Genomic DNA, 18,761 nt, shown 5'->3' with positions numbered 1-18,761 from the left:
TCTGATGAAAAGAATCGTCTTATCCCTGCTGATCGTTCTAGGTGTGTTTACCGGAGCGACAGCGCAAAAAGCGAATATGGATGCCCGGAAGCTCCAATTGGCTTTATTCGCTATATCTAATCTATATGTCGACTCTACTAGCGAGACGAAGTTGGTGGAAGACGCTATAGTCGGCATGTTGGATAAGCTAGACCCTCATTCCAATTATATGGACCCGGAGGAGACGAAAGAGATGACCGAGCCTTTACAAGGCAATTTCGATGGTATCGGCATACAGTTCAATATGTTGACGGATACGCTTTACGTGATTCAGGTAATCCCCGGAGGTCCCTCTGAGAAGGTGGGGTTGATGGCGGGCGACCGTATTATCCAAGTAGACGATACCTTGATCGCCGGCGTGAAGATGAAGACTACCGATATCATGAAGAAACTACGCGGACCGAAAGGTACCGAGGTGCGTGTGAAAGTAAAGCGAGGCAAGTCGCCGGAATTGATGGATTTCAAGATCGTTCGCGGTAAGATTCCCGTGTATAGTCTGGATGCCGCTTATATGGCGGATAAGAATACCGGTTATATTAAGTTGAACCGTTTCGCCGCTTCTTCCGCCGATGAATTCAGGGAGGCGTTGGAGAAGCTCCGGAAACAGGGCATGAAGAACTTGATTCTGGATTTGCAGGGAAATGGCGGGGGATATTTGAATATCGCCATAGAGTTAGCGGATGAGTTCTTGGATAAAAACCGGTTGATCGTTTATACGAAAGGGAGTAAGCAACCTCGTGAGGAGGCGAACTCTACCGCTCGTGGACAATTCCAAGAGGGACGTTTGGTCGTTCTGGTGGACGAGTCCTCGGCTTCGGCCAGCGAGATCGTCTCCGGCGCTATTCAAGATTGGGACCGTGGAGTGATCGTAGGTCGCCGTACCTTTGGTAAAGGTTTGGTACAGAAACCGATTCCCCTGCCGGATGGTTCCATGATTCGTTTGACGGTTTCCCGTTACTATACACCCACCGGACGTTGTATACAAAAGCCTTACGAGAACGGGAAGATGGAGGAGTACCACCATGATCTGATCGACCGTTATAACCGGGGGGAGTTGATGAGTGCCGATAGCATTCATTTCCCGGATTCAATGAAGTATAACACCTTGGTTACCGAGCGTACCGTATATGGAGGTGGAGGTATTATGCCGGACGTGTTCATCCCGGTAGATACGACTCGCTATACGGATTATCACCGGAAACTGGTAGCTTCCGGTTTAGTCAATCGGGTGTCCATGAATTATCTGGATCGTAATCGGAACCAGATGATGGCTAAATATCCGAAGTTCCAGCAGTATAAGCAAGATTTCGTGGTCGGAGAGGATATCATGGAGGAGCTTCTGAAGATGGCCGGCGATGAGAAGATTGAGTTTGAGGAAGAGCAATATAATCGTTCGAAGCCGTTGATCATGCTTCAGATCAAGGCGCTTATCGCACGGGATCTCTATGATATGGCGCAGTACTTCCAGATTATCAATGATGATAATCCGAGTTACCAGAAAGCGCTTCAGATTATTAATAATAAAGAAACTTACAATAGGCTTTTAGGACGTTAGCCAACGTAAACAGATAAGGGTATGTATTGGACGCTTTTTCTGACATTCGTGAAAATCGGTATGTTTACCATCGGAGGTGGATACGCCATGTTGCCGCTTATCCAGCGGGATGTGGTGGACCGGGGATGGATGACGAAAGAGGACTTTATCGACGTTTTCTCCGTGGCCCAATCGTTGCCGGGTATTTTCGCCGTGAATATAGCGATCTTCGTGGGTTATAAACTGAAGAAGACATGGGGCGGTTTTGTTTGTGCCTTGGGTACGATTCTCCCTTCTTTTGTAATCATGCTCTTGATCGCGTTATTCTTTACGCAGGTAAAGGATAATGTATGGGTGGAGAAGGCGTTTATGGGATTGCGTCCGGCGGTGGTCGCCTTGATCGCCGTGCCTTGTCTGACAACCGCACGCTCTATCAAGTTGAGTTACGTGCAAATGATCATACCTGTCGGGGCGGCATTGCTGATCTGGATGGGTGGGGTGTCTCCCGCTTGGATTATCTTGGCGGCTATAGCCGGAGGTTTGGTGTATGGTTTAAATAAGAAGGGCTGATATGATTTGGTTGCAATTATTATATGTATATCTGAAGATCGGTATATTGGGCTTTGGTGGCGGGTATGCGATGTTATCCTTGATACAAGCCGACGTGGTGGACCGCTATGGTTGGATTTCCTTGCAGGAGTTTACCGATATTGTCGCTATCTCTCAAATGACACCCGGGCCGATCGGTATCAATAGCGCCACCTATATAGGGTATACGGCGGTGCATAATGCGGGGTATTCGGAGACGATGAGTATCCTAGGGTCTTGCCTGACGACATTCGCGGTATGTCTGCCCTCTTTCATATTGGTTCTCTTGATCTCTTATTTCTTCGCTAAGTTCCGGAATAATAAATATGTAGAGGCGGCTTTCCTTGGATTGCGCCCGGCTACGGTCGGTTTGATCGCCGCCGCCGCCTTGCTATTAATGAATAAAGAGAACTTCATCGACTACAAGAGCTTCTTGATCTTTGGTGCCGCCTTTATCTTGACTTGGAAATTCAAGATACATCCTATCTTGATGATTATTTTGGCAGGTATCGCCGGGGTTATTTTGTATTATTGAGGATCAAATCGGCTCAATTTGAGCTGATTCTTTAAGAAGAATGACTACTTTTGAGCCGATAAAAGATAGGTGGAATGGCGTTTATCCTTACTTCTTGCTCGATATAACGCAAATCCGCTGACACACCTTTTGTGCGGAGGTAGCGAGATCGTGGGAAAGAAGTGGTGATAAGCGTGCTTTTTCGTTAAAAAGAGGCCGATTTGGGACATAATAGGTGACGAGACAGCTTGCGAGAGGACGCATTCCTTGATGCGTATACTTGCGTTAGACGTTGTGAGTGGCTGTGCATTGGGTTGTGAGTACCCGTGAATGGGCATTCGTAGCCTGTTACAACCTTATCGTAACACTGTTTCACCCTTTTTCTTGTCTAAATAGATGAATTAGGATGAATTCATTTCACTGGAATAAAAGACTGTTTTTGGGTATTCGTCTATTAGCGAGATGATTGCCGTTTTTTTCTTTCGTATTTGGGAGTGAGCCGTACCTTTGCCCGGAATAATCGATTCTCCGGGACTTCGGTTATCATTTTGTCAAATTGTCAAATCGATGGCCTTATAAATATATATCCGCACGCTTTCCTGTCGATGCAATTGCCCGTTTAATCGGTGAAAACAGCCCCTTTTTCTAGTCTGGTTGCCCATGTTTTTAAGGTAATATAGTTTTGCTTTCGTAAAAAGATAGAAAACGAAGGCAATATGAAACAATACGCTTTATTATTCGCATGTCTGTTCTTCCTCTGTGTGGGGAGTAAGGCACAAGAGCAACCTACCCGATGGACGTTGCGTGCTTGCTTGGATTACGCTTTGGAGCATAATATCCAAGTAAAGAAAAGCAAGGTGTCGCATCTTTCCGGTATAGAGGATACGAAGCAGGCGAAAGCACAGCTTTTCCCTTCCCTTTCGGCTTCGGTTACCCAAGGATTCGTGAATTATCCTTCGAGCGACGCCGCTACGAATAATAGCTATAGCGGTAATTATGCGCTGAACGCTAAATGGACGCTTTTTGATGGAGGGCAACGTGTACAGGCGATCAAGCAACAGGAAATACAAAATACCGTCGATGAGCTGGGTATCGAGCAAAACGAGGATGATATCCAAATCTCCTTGATACAGACCTATATGCAGGTACTATATGCGATGGAGTCCGTTCGTATCAACCAAAATACGGTCGAGGTATCTACGGCGCAACGGGATCGTGCGGTGGAGTTGCTACGTGCCGGTTCGATCTCGAAAGTGGATTTGGCTCAGTTGGAAAGCCAGTTAAGCACCGATAAATATCAATTGGTCGTAGCCCAGACGAATCTAGACAATTATAAGTTGCAATTGAAGCAATTACTAGAACTGGATATAACCGAAGAGATCGAATTGGTGATGCCGGAGCTTACGGAGAAAGATATCTTAACCCCGCTTCCGAGCAAGCAAACGATTTACAATACCTCTCTGGCCGTGATGCCGCAAATAAAGAGCAGTGAGCTGGCCGTGGACATCGCCGAGCTGGAGAAGAAAAAGGCGAAAGGTGCTTTCCTTCCTTCGCTCTCCATGAACGCCGGGCTGGGTACCGGCCATCTTTCCGGAACGGATTACGCTTTCGGTAGCCAGGTCTGGAATAGTTTCAACGAGAGTGTCGGATTGACGATCAGCATCCCTATCTTCAGTAACCGTCAGTATAAGACGGCCTATAACAAGGCGAAATACGCGATTACCACCAGCCAGTTGGAGTTGCTGAATACCCAAAAACAATTGCTGCAAACCGTGGAGGGGATCTATCTGGACGCTACCTCGTCGCAGACCCAATATACCTCGGCTACCGAACGCTTGAGTTACGTGAAAGAAAGCTATAACTTGATCGATGAGCAATTCAGCCTCGGTATGAAAAATACGCTTGAGCTATTGACGGAGAAGAACAATTATCTGACCGCCCAGCAAGAGCAGCTACAAGCGAAATACATGGCCTTGATGAGCGTTCAATTGCTGAATGTTTATCAGAAGAAGCCGGTTGCGGAGAATTATTAACCCACTAATGGATATATTTACTCCACTCTCTTTTTTCAAGGTTACCCTGCGACGGAGGTCGCGGGGGCCTTTTGAACAAGAATACAACGTAAAACAGAAATAAAACGAATCAGAATATGGACAAGAAGAAACTAATCATGGGCGGTGTTGCCGTTATCCTTATAGCGGGGGGCGTGTTCCTTTTCACGGGCAAATCCTCGAAAGGCGGGATCAAGCTGGAGACCGCTAAAGTAGGGCGCAGCACGATCACGAATACGGTTACGGCCACCGGTACGGTAGAGCCCGTTACCGAGGTTGAGGTAGGTACGCAGGTCTCCGGTATCATCGATAAGTTGTACGCTGATTATAACGACGTGGTGAAAGCCGGCCAACTGATCGCCGAGATGGATAAGATCAACCTCCAAGCCGAACTTCGTTCCGCCGAGGCGCAATTGGCGAGCAGCAAGACGGAGTTCGAGTATCAACAGAAGAACTACGCACGTAGCAAGGTGCTTCACGAGAAACAATTGATTAGCGATACGGATTATGAGACGGCTACCTATAATTATGAGAAGGCGAAGGCCGCTTACGACCAGAGTCAGGCCTCCATGGTAAAAGTAAACCGTAATCTGGAATATGCCACGATCACGAGCCCTATAGACGGAGTGGTTATCAACCGGGCCGTTGAGGAAGGGCAGACCGTTGCCGCCGGCTTCGAGACCCCGACGCTGTTTACCATTGCCGCCGACTTGACGAAGATGCAGGTAATAGCGGATGTGGATGAGGCGGATATAGGTAATGTGGAGGAAGGCCAACGGGTTAGTTTTACGGTGGATGCCTATCCGAACGATCAATTCGAGGGCGTGGTTCGCCAGATTCGTTTAGGGGACAGCGAAAGCACTTCCAGCGCTTCTTCCAGTACTTCTTCTTCTACGGTCGTTACCTACGAGGTAGTGATTACGGCAGATAATCCGGACTTGAAACTGAAACCTCGCTTGACGGCAAATGTCACAATTTATACGTTGGAACGTGCGAATATCCTGACCTTGCCGAACAAGGCACTTCGTTTTATCCCCGAGCCCGCCATCATGGAATCGTTGGGTATGACCGTGACAGATCCGAATGCGGAGGTACAACCCGGAAAACGCTTGGTTTGGTCCCGCCAAGGAAATACCTTGAGCCCGAGGCAGATTACGGTCGGAACCAGCAACAACAGCGTGACCGAAGTAACCGAGGGCTTGAGCGAGGGCGATGAGGTAGCCGTAGATTTAGCGAGCGCCGCCAACATGCCGGAAGTAGGTGCAGGAGCGGAGCGTAGCCCTTTCATGCCGGGCCCTCCGGGAAGCAACAAAAATAAGAGATAGTTTGCGTCATGAAAGAAATTATCAGATTAGACAATATAAAACGAGACTTCCACGTAGGCGACGAGACCGTCCATGCCCTGCGAGGCGTGTCGTTCACGATTCACGAGGGGGAGTTCGTTACGATCATGGGAACCTCCGGCTCCGGAAAGAGTACGTTGCTGAACACGCTGGGTTGCCTTGATACTCCTACGAGCGGGGAGTATTACTTAGACGGAGTATCCGTGCGCACCATGAACAAGCGGCAGCGAGCGACCCTCCGGAATCGCAAGATCGGATTCGTTTTTCAAAATTATAATCTGTTGCCGAAGACGACAGCGGTAGAGAACGTAGAGCTTCCTCTCATGTACAATCCTACTTATAAAGCGGCCCAACGTAGAGAGAAGGCGGTCAATGCTTTAATTGCCGTAGGTTTGGGAGATCGTCTGATGCATAAAAGCAACCAGATGTCCGGTGGCCAGATGCAGCGTGTGGCGATCGCCCGTGCCTTGGTGAACGATCCGGCGGTGATCCTTGCGGATGAGGCTACTGGCAACTTGGATACCCGTACCTCTTTCGAGATCTTAGTGCTCTTCCAGCGTCTGCACGCCGAGGGACGTACGATTATTTTTGTCACCCACAACCCGGAGATCGCCCAATATAGCAGCCGGAATATCACGCTGCGCGACGGTCATGTAACCGCCGATACGGTGAATACGAATATCTTGAGCGCGGCCGAGGCTTTGGCCCGCCTGCCCAAGAATGATGATTAGAATAATGAATTAATGTGGTAATAGCATATTTTTTAGAATGAATACGACGAATTTACTAAAGATAGCCCTTCGGGCCTTGGCCAACAACAAGCTGCGGGGATTCCTCACGATGCTGGGTATCATCATCGGCGTGGCTTCCGTGATCACGATGCTGGCCATCGGTCAAGGCTCGAAGCGGAGTATACAGGCGCAGATCAGCGAGATGGGCTCGAACATGATCATGATCCAGCCGGGAGCCGACATGCGTGGCGGCGTACGCCAAGACGCCTCTGCCATGGAGACGCTGAAGCTACAGGACTACGAGGATATCGTGAACGAGACTCGCTACGTCTCCGCCACCTCGCCCTCCGTGAACAGTAGTGGACAGGCCATCTATGGCGCCAATAACGCCCCGACTACCGTCTACGGTATTAGCCCGGATTATATGGAGATACGCCGATACGAGGTGGAGGATGGCGATATGTTCAGCGATCAGGACGTACAGACCGCCGCCAAGGTATGCGTGATCGGGAAGACGGTGGTGGATAACCTTTTCCCCGGCGGAGAGAATCCCGTCGGTAAGGTGATCCGTTTCCAGAAGCTACCGTTCCGGGTCGCGGGCGTACTGAAAAGCAAAGGATACAACAGCATGGGAATGGACCAAGACGACCTGATCTTAGCTCCATACACAACTATTCAAAAAAAGATCTTGGCCATTACCCATTTGCAAGGCATAACCTGCTCGGCGCTCAAGGAGGAGTACACCGATCAAGCCATAGACGAGATATCGGAGATACTGAGGCGTAACCATAGGCTGCGGGAAACCGATGATGATGATTTCACGATCCGGAGTATGCAGGAGTTGAGCACGATGTTGACAAGTACGACGGATATAATGACGACGTTGCTGGCTGCGGTGGCTGGTATCTCTCTTCTCGTTGGTGGTATCGGTATCATGAATATCATGTACGTGAGCGTGACGGAGCGTACGCGGGAGATCGGCCTCCGTATGAGTATCGGTGCGAAAGGCATGGATATCTTGGCTCAGTTCTTGATCGAGTCTATCCTTATCAGCGTGACCGGAGGATTGATTGGCGTGCTTTTCGGCGTGGGGGCCGCCTTGGTCGTGAACGTCGTGGCGCATTTCCCGATCTATATCCAGCCGTGGAGCGTACTGCTCTCTTTCGTGGTATGTACGGTGACGGGCGTGTTCTTCGGATGGTACCCGGCCAAGAAGGCGGCGCAGCTCGACCCGATCGAGGCCATACGCTATGAGTAGACGAATGCTCACTAGATAAGGCTACATGGCTCATATAACGGTAGGAATGACTATATTTGCGTAGCACTAAAGAGGATAATAAGATGAATGACACACCACAATCTCCCCCTATCAAAGGTTTGGGAAAGTTGATACACATCGCGGGATGGGGTATCCTGTTCTGCTCCCCCTTTTTCTTCACGGGGAGGGAGTCGCAAGTCACGTTCGAGGGCTATTTCCGGAGCATCATCGTGCCGCTTTCCTTCATGCTCGTCTTCTACTTGAATTACGGGTGGCTGGTGAGGCGGTATTTGTTTAACCGCCGGACAGGGCGTTTCCTGCTGATCAACCTATTGCTTATCGGGGGTATGATGCTGTTCGTGCATCTCTGCATGCGCTATTTCTATCCGCCGGAGATGCATCATCCGGCTCGTCCGCCCCGCCCGTTGAACGAGACGGTGGGGTTCTTTCTCGTCAACGCCGTTATCTACTCCTTGGTAGCCGGCCTTAGCGTGGCGATCAAGATGACGGACGGATGGTACCGGGTGGCGGCTATCCAGCGGGAACTGGAGAAGGAGCGTGCCGAGGCGGAATTGCAGAACCTGAAGAGCCAGCTTAACCCGCATTTCCTGTTTAATACGTTGAATAATATCTATAGCTTGATAGCGTTCAGCCCGGAGAAGGCACAGGAGGCGGTGCACGATTTGAGCCGCTTGCTTCGCTATGTCTTGTATGAGAGTAGCCAGCCTTTTGTCCCATTGGAGAAGGATTTCGACTTCCTTCGTAATTATGTGGAGCTGATGCGTATACGCCTGCCCAAACATGTGGAGCTGAAAACGAATATCGTCGCTTCCTCCCCGGGAACCTTGATCGCCCCCCTGTTGTTTATCTCCTTGGTTGAGAATGCGTTTAAGCATGGGGTGAGCAATAATAAGCCGTCTTTCATCCATTTGGATATCCATCAGGAGGGGGCGGAGGTAGTTTGTACTATTGTGAATAGCTATTTCCCGAAAAGCCCGGATCAAGATAAAAGTGGTTCCGGTATCGGGCTGGTGAATCTGGAGAAACGCTTGGGGCTGCTCTATCCGGGGCATTTCTCGTTCCAATGCGGTCGGGAGGGGGATAACTATTCTTCTTATCTATCAATTACTATAAACGAGACTGAGATATGAGATTGACTTGCGCTATTATTGACGATGAACCTTTAGCGGTTAGCTTGCTGGAAAGCTACGTCTTGAAAACTCCGTTTCTGGATTTGCAGGGGACTTATAATAGTGCCTTGGACGCTCTTTCCGACTTACGGGATCGGCCGGTGGATCTGCTTTTTCTGGATATCCAGATGCCGGAGTTGAGCGGATTGGAGTTCTCCCGTATCTTGAACGCCGATACCCGTGTCATTTTTACGACGGCTTTCGATCAATATGCCGTGGATAGTTACCGAGTAAACGCGCTGGATTATTTGTTGAAGCCAATTAGTTATCCGGACTTCCTTGCCTCGGCGAATAAGGCGTTGCGATGGTATGAGCTGCTCCGTAAGCCGGTGTCTTCGGAAGAGAAGGAAGGATCCGCGCCAATCGCGGAGAAGGGCGGGATGGAGAGTATTTTCGTCAAGAGTGAGTATAAGCTGTTGCAAATAGAGCTGCGCAAGATATTATATATTGAAGGATTAAAGGATTACGTGAAGATATTCGTGGAGGATGAGCCCCGTCCGGTCCTTTCGTTGATGAGCATGAAGAGTTTGGAGGATATGTTACCTTCGGATCGCTTTGTGCGTGTTCATCGCTCTTTTATCGTCCAGCCGGAGAAGATCAAGGTGATCGAGCGGAACCGGATTGTCTTTGGAAAGGAGTATATCCCGATCTCCGACAATTATAAACAGCATTTCCTAGAGATGATAGAGCGTAGATCGATCCTGCCGAAATAACTGCCGGTTAGTTGAACAACTGGAGCAATAATTTCTCTATCGCTACGGTCATAGGACGTCCGTCGCAGGAATAGTTGTTTACGAATAGGGCGATGGCGTATTGCTTATCGCCTTTGTTTATATATCCCGCGTATCCTTTTACCCGGCTCATGCTTCCGCTTTTAAGATGGGCTTTTCCTTGGAGGGATGAGCCTTTTAAGAAGTTCCTCACCGAGCCTTCTACCCCCACTACGGGCAATGATTCGTAGAAGGCTGTGTGTTGTTGTGAATAGGCTTTCATATAAATCAATAAATCAGCCACAAAAGCTGTTGATAACTTGTTGGAAACCGCAAGACCGCTACCATCGTACATCCAGACGCACGAGAGGTCGAGTCCTTTCCCTTGCCAATAGTCCCGAAGCACCTGGATTCCTCGGTTAAAAGAAGATATAACCTCTCCCTTACGGGGCGTATAGCGTAGGCCGATCGTCTTGATCAAGGCATCGGCGAATAAATTATGGCTGACATGGTTGGTCACTTCCACGATTTCCCGAAGCGTAGGGGAGTAAGTGGTAACAATCTCGGTCCGTTTCCCGGGTTGCCACCTACCGGCTTCCCGCAAGATACGGAAACAAGACGGTGATTCGCCGACCGTGATCCCTTCATGTTCCAATTGCCTAGTGAGATAATCCGCTAGGAAAAGAGCCGGGTCCGGGATATCCCCTTTGAGTGGATACCATTCCCGGTTAGCGGGGACAATGCCATATAAATAACGATCCGTGGCGAATGGTGCCCCTACGATAAAAGAACTATCCGAAGATACTTGCTGGGCCGTTAAGTAATTATGGAAATGGATGCCGGATAATTCCGGTTCGGTTCCTTTCAACTTCGGGCGGGTTCCGGGAGCTCCGGTTTGCAACCCTAATTTATAAAGATTGTCGAATACGCAAATCCCATAGCTTCCGGCACCATAATAACTACCCATATCTTCGCCAACCCATTTAAGGGAAGTGCCTTCCGTGTCGAATATACTTTCATCAGCGATTACGGCTCCTTGTATTTTATGGATACCCTCCTTTTTCAAGGCGGAGATCCATTCCTGTAGAAACCGCTTATGATCCGGGGCAAAATGCGCTGAGCCAAGGCTGGGATCTCCGCTTCCCTTGATATATAAATTGCCTTTTAACAAGCCGTTCTCGATGGAGCCGTCGTATTCTAATGTCGTGGGAAAGCGATAATCCTCGCCCAATATCTCCAATGCGGTAGCGGTCGTAACCGTTTTCATGACCGAGGCTGGGGTCAGCTGCCGGATTGTATCGTAAGCGAATACCGTCTCGCCACTGTTAACCTCTTTCACGATCAAGGAAAATGAAGCTCCTTCCATATAAGGCTTGCGCAGGAATTGCTTGATAGGTTGTGGAGTCTGTGCCCCCACTGAAAGGTATAAGCAAGAAATGAGGAAGAAAAAGGATATTTTACGTATCATGATGTTTATATATTCTACTTTATTCTATCTTTGTCGCAAGCAAAGATATGAAAATAATATGAATCCACTGTTTGACAAGCCTTTTACGTTTGACCGTGTAATACGCATAGTGTTCGGTATACTGGTCATCTCAGGAATTATTTATTTGATAGCCTTATTACGAAACGCTTTGTTACCTTTCCTGATCGCTTGGTTACTGGCTTATATGATGCAACCGTTCGTAAAGTTCTTCCAATATAAATTATGTTTTAAGAGCCGCATCTTATCGATTATGGCGGTATTGGTGACTTTAGGGCTATTGATAACGTTGCTGGTAGTCATGGTCATTCCTTCCATCGCGGCTGAGGCGGATAAAACGCTAGAACTGATCCGCACACATGATCCCGGTGAAGGTCATGTCCCTTTGATCCCGCATTCATGGATGGAATATCTGGAAAGTAATGTGAACTTCGCCCAGATCATGGAGTTATTGAGTAAGGAGAATTTGTTGAAAGCGGTGAAGCAGATTGCGCCCCAGTTATGGTCTATCTTATCGAACACTTTCTCAATCCTTTTCAGTATCACGATCGTGTTCGTGATCTTGCTTTACTTTATTTTCATCCTTTTGGATTATGAGAAGATCGCGAATGGTTGGATCGATTTGATACCGGAGCGTTACCGTCCGTTCCTGCAAGGTTTGGCTGAGGATGTGGAATACAGCATGAACCGTTATTTCCGCGGACAATCGTTGATAGCTCTTTCTGTAGGGGTTCTCCTCGCGATCGGTTTTAAGATCATTAATTTCCCGTTGGCGGTCACGCTAGGCCTGTTTATCGGCGTGCTGAACTTAATTCCCTATATGCAGGCGATCGGTATTATCCCGATGATTCTATTGAGCTTATTGCGTTCGGCCGAGACTGGAGAGAACTTCTGGTTGATCTTTGGTATGGCTATTTTAGTCTTGGGTATCGTACAATGTATACAGGATTTATATCTTACCCCCCGCATAATGGGTAAGGCTATGGGACTGAATCCCGCCATCATCTTACTCTCATTATCCATCTGGGGAACGATCCTAGGCTTTATAGGCTTAATAATAGCCCTCCCATTGACAACATTGTGCTTATCCTACTATAAACGCTTTATCTTGCACGAAGATAATGAGTTAGATTCCGGAAACCTTGCTCATCAACCTAAGCGAGAGAAAATAAATTCAGATTTAATCGCAAAAAAATAGCCATGCCTATTGCATATTAAAAAAATACTCCTACCTTTGCACCCGCATTACAGAAGTAACGCACAGGATGATTCGCTAGCTCAGCTGGTAGAGCACAACACTTTTAATGTTGGGGTCCTGGGTTCGAGCCCCAGGCGGATCACATAAGAACAAAGCTAAAAGAGATAAGTCCTGCAATATTAACGTATTGTGGGACTTTTTTATGTTTTAGTCTTGCTTGAAAGCCCAAAAAGGCGCACGAAAAGATACGGTTGAGTATCCAAATCGTACCCCCTTCCCCGAAAAACAAAAAGGGGGTACAATTGTCGGAAAGTCCTTCTGATAAACTACGTGGAGGTCTTCTATTTAATACCAAAACTCATGATCGAATACAGAACTAGCTTTTTTATTTGGTAGATAACCTATTTACTTATTTCTCCAACTTTATAACCTACGATTCCAAAAGATTTGTGTAGCGCCGGGATTAACCACATGATCAGGCCGGGTAGTCCCCAGCGTTTTTTCTCTTCGCTGATGAAATAGAATCGTTCGATCAGTTTGAGCTTGGGGAACCATTGCTCGATTGTGTGCGGATCGTTTAGTCCGAAATGGAAACGGGCTTTTGTCCGTTTTACCGATTCATGCTTGTCGGAGTTGCGGGCGGCCCATTTATTGACGAAATCAAAATATATCTCGCATCCGGGAAAGCGTTGGGCGAGGTTTTGGATAACAGATTTTACCTGTTCCTCATTGAAATACATCATTACACCTTCCGCGAGGAAAAGGAAGCGGCCGTGAGGATGTTTTTGTCTCAACATATCCATCCAGTCCGTCTCGAGCATAGAGCCTTTGATCGTGAGATCTTTAGCGGAGGCAGGGAATAGCTTTTCACGCAAATTGATTACTTCAGGTAAGTCTAGTTCGTAGAAGGTCGCTTGGTTATGGTTGGAGACACGTTGGAAACGGCTGTCTAATCCGCAACCGATTGATACCACTACCGGATCTTCAGTTACCTTACGGTCGATGAATCGCTGGACCAAACGATCGAAATGACGTAGGCGGATAGCGGTTCCGGTAGTACTCATCGTGATTTTACCAAACTTGGCGAAATCATAATCTATTTTCTCAACAAGCTCACATGCCATCGGGTCTTTTAATATCGCATCTTTCCGGTGACTTTCGTGAGCGCGTGATAGTAAGGGAATAAACAAGGTCTCCGCGATGTTATCCTTTATCTCTGGTTTTATTTTATTCATAATATACCTATTTATAGGGATTGATTATCCGGTACAAAGATGGGATCTTTGCTTTTGGTTTATTTACGCAAGAAGGAAGTGTATTTTAATCAAACGGAAAAATGGTACACATAGAACTCTCATCTCGTGGAAGAGATACGATCGCTTTAGAAATGCCGGATATAAGTTATTTTTCTACCAATCGTTCAGGAGGGCTAGAAGAGAACTGTTGGGAGGCGGAGAACAAATTATTGACCTATCGTATCAGTGATTTCAGATGCAGGGATTTTAATGTGACAAGATACCAGATCTATTGCAAGGAGGATTGTTGCATGCGTTCCCTAAATGTCGGTAACTCGTTTATGGGACTTTCTGTTGTTCGTCAGGGGATCGTCGAATGCTTTTTGTCGGAGACACGGGATAAGCGGATTTGGCGGAAAGGGTATACGAATATGATCGTAAGTTCTGGTATCAAGGAAGAGCGGAATCTGTTCCGTAAAGGAGATACTTTTGGTATGACAAGTATTCTGGTGTCGCCGGATTTCTTCCAACATTTGTCGGAACGTTATACGGAGTACTTCGGGAGTGCTTATTTGCGATTCGGCAGGGGGGAGACTTTCTTTATCGCTCCCAAGAATCTCTCGATTCCAATCGCTTTATCTGTGGCGTTGAATGATCTTGAGGTCTCTCAGATGATGGGAAATGCCTCGCCAATGTATCTCGAAGCAAAAGTAACCGAGTGCTTGTCTTTATTTATGCGGGAGACGGAAGGTAAAGAACCGGTTAACGCAAAGATAGTAGGCTTTTCCGATCGGGATAAAATTTATCAGGCCCGGGATATTATATGTTCCGAATATTTGAACCCGCCTTCATTACATGATTTGGCTTTACGTGTCGGAACTAATGAATGTACTTTGAAAGCGGGGTTTAAAGAAGCGTTCCGGACGACCGTGTTTAACTATCTCTTTGATTATCGTATGAATATAGCGATTCACTATCTTTTGGATACCAATAAATCAATAGGGGAAGTTGCCGGCTTGGTCGGCTATGAACATCAAGCGCATTTTTGTACGGCCTTTAAGCGGAAGTTTAATGTCACCCCATCTGAATATAGGTTGAAAGCGTAGTATAGACCATTGGCTTTTATTTCCCGAATCGGGAACTATCCACCTCTTTATGCTCTTTTGCTTTAAAATCTCCGAATTTATAGATAAAGGATAAGGAGACTCGTCTGGAATCCGGGATCATACGCATATGTAAGTCTTGTGTTTTGTATTGGAGATTAAGATCTTTTGGGACCCATGAATTAAACATGTCATCCACTTTTAAAGAGATCTCCGCTTTGCCGTTGGGGGAGATCCATTTCAAGCCGGCGTCTACATTATACATACTGCTGATCGTCATTGGGCCTTGAATGTTGCGGGTAATATAAGAACCGGATACTTCCGCTTTGATAGTAGGCTTCGATGAGATGTTGAACGTATTATTTAATTCGGCATAGAATGCCAGATTATCTTTATTGAAGCTTATATCATGGTAATTATCACATTTCATCTTGTCATAATAACCATTTAACGTTAATCTGGAATCAAGCACGGAGCCGGCTTTGAATGGTATCATTACATTTAGGCCTAGCTTACTGGAATAGTCGAAATTCAGTGTCTTATAGATAAGAACTAGTCTCTCGGAGGATTGATAGGGGAGCTGGTTGAAATTATTGTCTATATAATTTGCGTATAGCGTGAAAATGTATTTGTTTTTTAGGATGTAGTTCAATTGGGCAGAGTAGAGTCTGGACGGCCTTAAATCCGGGTTACCTTGTATCTCGGTATATCCATTCAGATAAGACACCGTATTCTGCATCTCCCAATAGCTGGGATAGGTCTTGTCTGAAGAAACGGATAATTGCAGGATGTGGCTGGGGTGGGCTCGGTACGTGATTTCCATCATAGGGAATAAGCTCCAATAATCAATCTCCTTATGTTTGTAATACTCTCCGGTCAAAGAGGCGTTTACGGATAGGTTATCAGAGAAGCTTTTGGAAAAGCCGGTATATAAATCATATACATATTCATCCAGTTTACTGTAACTATTAGAGATGGACCAATCGTGTTCGCGCAGTGAATGATATACCTGAGAACTTTTGTCTGAGGCGAAGCTGAATTTTGTCCCATAGTTGAGCATCCAGCCTTTTCCTAATTTATGGTTCTGGTCCGCGTAGACGGAGAGCCTACGGATGTCTTGTTGTGATTTAGCGTTGAAGGCATCTTCTTTCCCGGCTTTCTTCTCTTGGTAATATTGTGTCGTATGATTGATGTAAGCGGTAAAATCAATCCCTACATTAAGGCCGAACCCGGAGGCATAGTCGAGCGCCAGATTATGCATCTGGATCGGTTTGTCGGATTTCTTTCTGTTTTCGGAATCCGAATAGGTTCCTGCAGAAGAGGTGAAAGGATGAGTCCATTGCTGGATCTCTGAGGTATAGGCGAAGCTTAGTTTGTTCTTATCGTTCAAGAACCAATCATTGCCTAGGCGTATGGTATGGACTGGGAGCCGGGTATGTCCTCTGTCGAATTGCTCGATCTCGTAGGTCTTACCATCGAATAAATGGTGTGATAAGATATCCTCACCTGTCCGTTCCCTGTGGTAGCCGAAGGAGTACATGAGATCGGTAGAATATTTAGGCGTGTTGTAAACGAGAGTAGCGCCACTTTGGTAATTAGCGTAATGCCCTTGGTTGTATAGAGCATTGACTTGTCCTTGCAGTTTGGGAGTCTCGGAAGTACCGTTATTAAGGACCAGATTAATCACGGCCCCGCGTACATGATATTGGGGTGGAGCGCTATACATGATCTCTGCTTCTTGAATACGTTCTTTGGGCATATTCTTAAGCAGATTCTCCAATTGGCTCTCACCCATATTGGTGGTCTTGCCATTGATGATAACCGTGACTCCATTTGTTCCGGCAAGTTGTATTTTCCCGCTTTGTTCCCGCACTCCCGGTAGTTCTAGGATCGCTTCGTAAGCGCTAACGGCCATCTTGTCTTTTAACAAATGCGGCATGCTGTAGGTTATTTTACCATCGACAACCTTGGCTAAGGGACGCTCTCCGGTAACAGATACTTCCGAAAGCGTCTGGCTTTTCTCGTTCAGTTGTATATTGCCTATCGTAAGTGAGTCATAAGTGCTTTGATACGTTTCATACAGCAGATGCTGGACGGTTAAGAGGAAAGGGGATATCTCCGCTTTGACACTAAAAGAGCCCAAAGAGTCCGTATAGGTGGAGTTTACATATACTGAATCGTTCGTTTGTATAATCACGACCGCTAGTTCGATAGGATGGTTATTTAAGTCCGTAACCCTTCCCGTAATAACTTGTGCCTGTGTGAATGTGGTAAATAATAATCCTAAAAAGATAATCCAGCTTCTCATATCATCCTCGATTTAGTCAACATTCCTGTGCATATTTCGCAAATATACTTTTCATTAGGGAATCTACCTAATAAATTCTACTTTTAGGACTTAGGGGATTAGGATATATTTGATAGCTTTGCGGAGGAATGGGGTTCGTGCCTCTTTCTCGAATAGATGATAACAATAAAAGTAAATGATAATGAATGAAAAAATGAATACTCCATTGGGTAGCGCTTTTCCCAAGGAACGGGTTCGTTATGCGATGCTTTCTTTCTTTTTAGCGCAAGGTCTTTGTTTCTCTAGTTGGGCTAGCCGTATTCCGGACGTGAAGGATTTCTTTGAGGTGAATTACGCTTTCTATTGGGGGTTGGTCTTGTTCCTGATCCCGGTAGGTAAGTTTGTGGCGATACCGTTAGCGGGTTATTTGGTGTCGAAGTTGGGAAGCCGTATTATGGCGCAGGCCAGTGTGTTGGGATATGCCTTGGCCTTATTTGCGATCGGTACGGCACATAATATTTATCTGCTGGGTGTCTATTTATTCTGTTTTGGGGTGTTCTGGAATCTTTGCGATATATCCTTGAATACGCAAGGGATTGGTATCGAGCGGCTCTATGGACGTACGATTATGGCCTCATTTCATGGAGGTTGGAGTCTGGCGGCCTGTTTAGGAGCTTTGATCGGGTTTATCATGATCGTATCCGGCGTCACTCCGTTCTGGCATTTTACGTTGATTGCATTATTGATTGGAGTGACTGTTTTGGTAAGCCGGAAGTATTTGCAGGAAGACGTGGCGGTTGAGTCACCGGAGGAAGAGAAGGAAGCGGAGAAGAAAGAAGCTCCGGCATTGTTGAGCTTTATCCGTAAGCCGGAAATACTGTTGATCCAGTTAGGTATCGTCGGACTGTTTGCCTTGGTGGTGGAAAGTGCGATGTTTGATTGGAGTGGACTTTACTTCGAATCGGTACTACAAGTTCCTAAATCCTTGCAGATCGGTTTCTTAGTGTTCATGGTGATGATGACGGTAGGCCGTTTTCTTACGAACTCCGCCTATAGTGTTTTAGGAAAGCAGAAGGTGTTGCAATTAGCGGGTTTCTTTATTTTTGCAGGTTTCTTTATCTCAGCCATGTTGGGTGGAATGTTCGAATCGATGACGGTTAAGGTGATCGTGAATTCCTTAGGCTTTATGTTGGTAGGCTTGGGCATCTCGTGTATGGTGCCTACTATTTATAGCTTAGTGGGCGCTAAATCGAGAACTCCGGTGGGAATTGCCTTGACGATCCTTTCCAGTATCAGCTTTATCGGCTCGTTGATCGCACCTTTGTTGATCGGAGCGATCTCGCAGGCTTTCAATATGAAATACGCTTATATCGTGGTCGGCTTGTTAGGGCTTTGTATCTTGCTAATGACTACATTCTGCAAAGCATTCAAGAATAATTAAAGATAGAGAATTGAGAATTGAAAATTAGGAGAGAGCGAATAATTTTCAATTCT

Annotated in this window: 15 protein-coding genes and 1 tRNA gene; 13 read left to right on the top strand and 3 right to left on the bottom strand. The window is 46.6% G+C overall.

The features are described 5' to 3' along the window. The first annotated feature begins 4 nt into the window (after positions 1–4). The 9 genes from ACYIA1_RS17675 (at position 5) to ACYIA1_RS17635 (ending at position 9,961) form a co-directional block, all read left to right on the top strand. Positions 5–1,594 (top strand): S41 family peptidase, encoded by a 1,590-nt coding sequence (locus ACYIA1_RS17675; RefSeq protein ID WP_195604763.1) that lies wholly within the window; start codon positions 5–7, stop codon positions 1,592–1,594. A gap of 21 nt (positions 1,595–1,615) precedes the next feature. Further along, positions 1,616–2,143, top strand: coding sequence for a chromate transporter (locus tag ACYIA1_RS17670; protein ID WP_005859800.1), 528 nt, complete (start codon positions 1,616–1,618; stop codon positions 2,141–2,143). A 1-nt stretch (position 2,144) separates the two neighbouring features. Then, on the top strand, positions 2,145–2,696 hold the full coding sequence (locus tag ACYIA1_RS17665; RefSeq protein WP_005867334.1) for a chromate transporter: 552 nt from the start codon (positions 2,145–2,147) through the stop codon (positions 2,694–2,696). A 695-nt stretch (positions 2,697–3,391) separates the two neighbouring features. Next, positions 3,392–4,708 (top strand): TolC family protein, encoded by a 1,317-nt coding sequence (locus tag ACYIA1_RS17660; RefSeq protein ID WP_005859798.1) that lies wholly within the window; start codon positions 3,392–3,394, stop codon positions 4,706–4,708. Between the two features lie 116 nt (positions 4,709–4,824). Next, entirely contained in the window at positions 4,825–6,051 is a 1,227-nt protein-coding gene (locus tag ACYIA1_RS17655) for an efflux RND transporter periplasmic adaptor subunit (RefSeq protein WP_005867336.1), read from the top strand. Positions 6,052–6,059: 8 nt separating this feature from the next. After that, entirely contained in the window at positions 6,060–6,800 is a 741-nt protein-coding gene (locus tag ACYIA1_RS17650) for an ABC transporter ATP-binding protein (protein WP_048927065.1), read from the top strand. Between the two features lie 37 nt (positions 6,801–6,837). Further along, positions 6,838–8,058, top strand: a complete 1,221-nt coding sequence (locus ACYIA1_RS17645) for an ABC transporter permease (RefSeq protein ID WP_122380222.1) — start codon at positions 6,838–6,840, stop codon at positions 8,056–8,058. Positions 8,059–8,141: 83 nt separating this feature from the next. After that, positions 8,142–9,209, top strand: coding sequence for a sensor histidine kinase (locus ACYIA1_RS17640; RefSeq protein ID WP_008772910.1), 1,068 nt, complete (start codon positions 8,142–8,144; stop codon positions 9,207–9,209). After that, positions 9,206–9,961 carry a LytR/AlgR family response regulator transcription factor gene (locus tag ACYIA1_RS17635; RefSeq protein ID WP_008772909.1) on the top strand — a complete coding sequence of 252 codons (756 nt, stop codon included), beginning with the start codon at positions 9,206–9,208 and terminating at the stop codon, positions 9,959–9,961. The genes ACYIA1_RS17640 and ACYIA1_RS17635 overlap by 4 nt, the downstream gene beginning before the upstream one ends. A gap of 7 nt (positions 9,962–9,968) precedes the next feature. On the opposite strand, the gene dacB is transcribed toward ACYIA1_RS17635, so the two are convergent. After that, positions 9,969–11,426, bottom strand: a complete 1,458-nt coding sequence (gene dacB / locus ACYIA1_RS17630) for a D-alanyl-D-alanine carboxypeptidase/D-alanyl-D-alanine endopeptidase (RefSeq protein ID WP_048927067.1) — start codon at positions 11,424–11,426, stop codon at positions 9,969–9,971. Between the two features lie 58 nt (positions 11,427–11,484). Here dacB and ACYIA1_RS17625 point away from each other — a divergent pair, with 58 nt between their 5' ends. Next, a complete protein-coding gene (locus ACYIA1_RS17625) occupies positions 11,485–12,642 on the top strand; it encodes an AI-2E family transporter (RefSeq protein ID WP_480336131.1) in 1,158 nt (385 codons plus the stop codon). 69 nt (positions 12,643–12,711) lie between these two features. After that, a tRNA-Lys gene (locus ACYIA1_RS17620) sits at positions 12,712–12,784 on the top strand. A gap of 259 nt (positions 12,785–13,043) precedes the next feature. Here the strand turns inward: ACYIA1_RS17620 and ACYIA1_RS17615 are convergent. Next, entirely contained in the window at positions 13,044–13,877 is an 834-nt protein-coding gene (locus tag ACYIA1_RS17615) for a class I SAM-dependent methyltransferase (RefSeq protein WP_036615536.1), read from the bottom strand. A gap of 101 nt (positions 13,878–13,978) precedes the next feature. Between ACYIA1_RS17615 and ACYIA1_RS17610 the strand changes: the two genes are divergently transcribed. After that, complete coding sequence (locus ACYIA1_RS17610) at positions 13,979–14,983, top strand: AraC family transcriptional regulator (RefSeq protein WP_005867345.1); 1,005 nt, start codon at positions 13,979–13,981, stop codon at positions 14,981–14,983. 16 nt (positions 14,984–14,999) lie between these two features. Here the strand turns inward: ACYIA1_RS17610 and ACYIA1_RS17605 are convergent, their stop codons facing one another. After that, entirely contained in the window at positions 15,000–17,288 is a 2,289-nt protein-coding gene (locus ACYIA1_RS17605) for an outer membrane beta-barrel protein (RefSeq protein WP_480336129.1), read from the bottom strand. Between the two features lie 181 nt (positions 17,289–17,469). Between ACYIA1_RS17605 and ACYIA1_RS17600 the strand changes: the two genes are divergently transcribed. Then, the gene (locus tag ACYIA1_RS17600; protein ID WP_081024123.1) at positions 17,470–18,708 is read left to right on the top strand and encodes an MFS transporter; all 1,239 of its coding nucleotides are present in this window, start codon (positions 17,470–17,472) and stop codon (positions 18,706–18,708) included. Positions 18,709–18,761 lie beyond the last annotated feature (53 nt).

The sequence above is a fragment of the Parabacteroides sp. KHUB-02 genome (assembly GCF_056640955.1).
The sequence above is the reverse complement of the archived record's forward strand: the minus strand, read 5'-3'. Positions and strand labels throughout refer to the sequence as shown.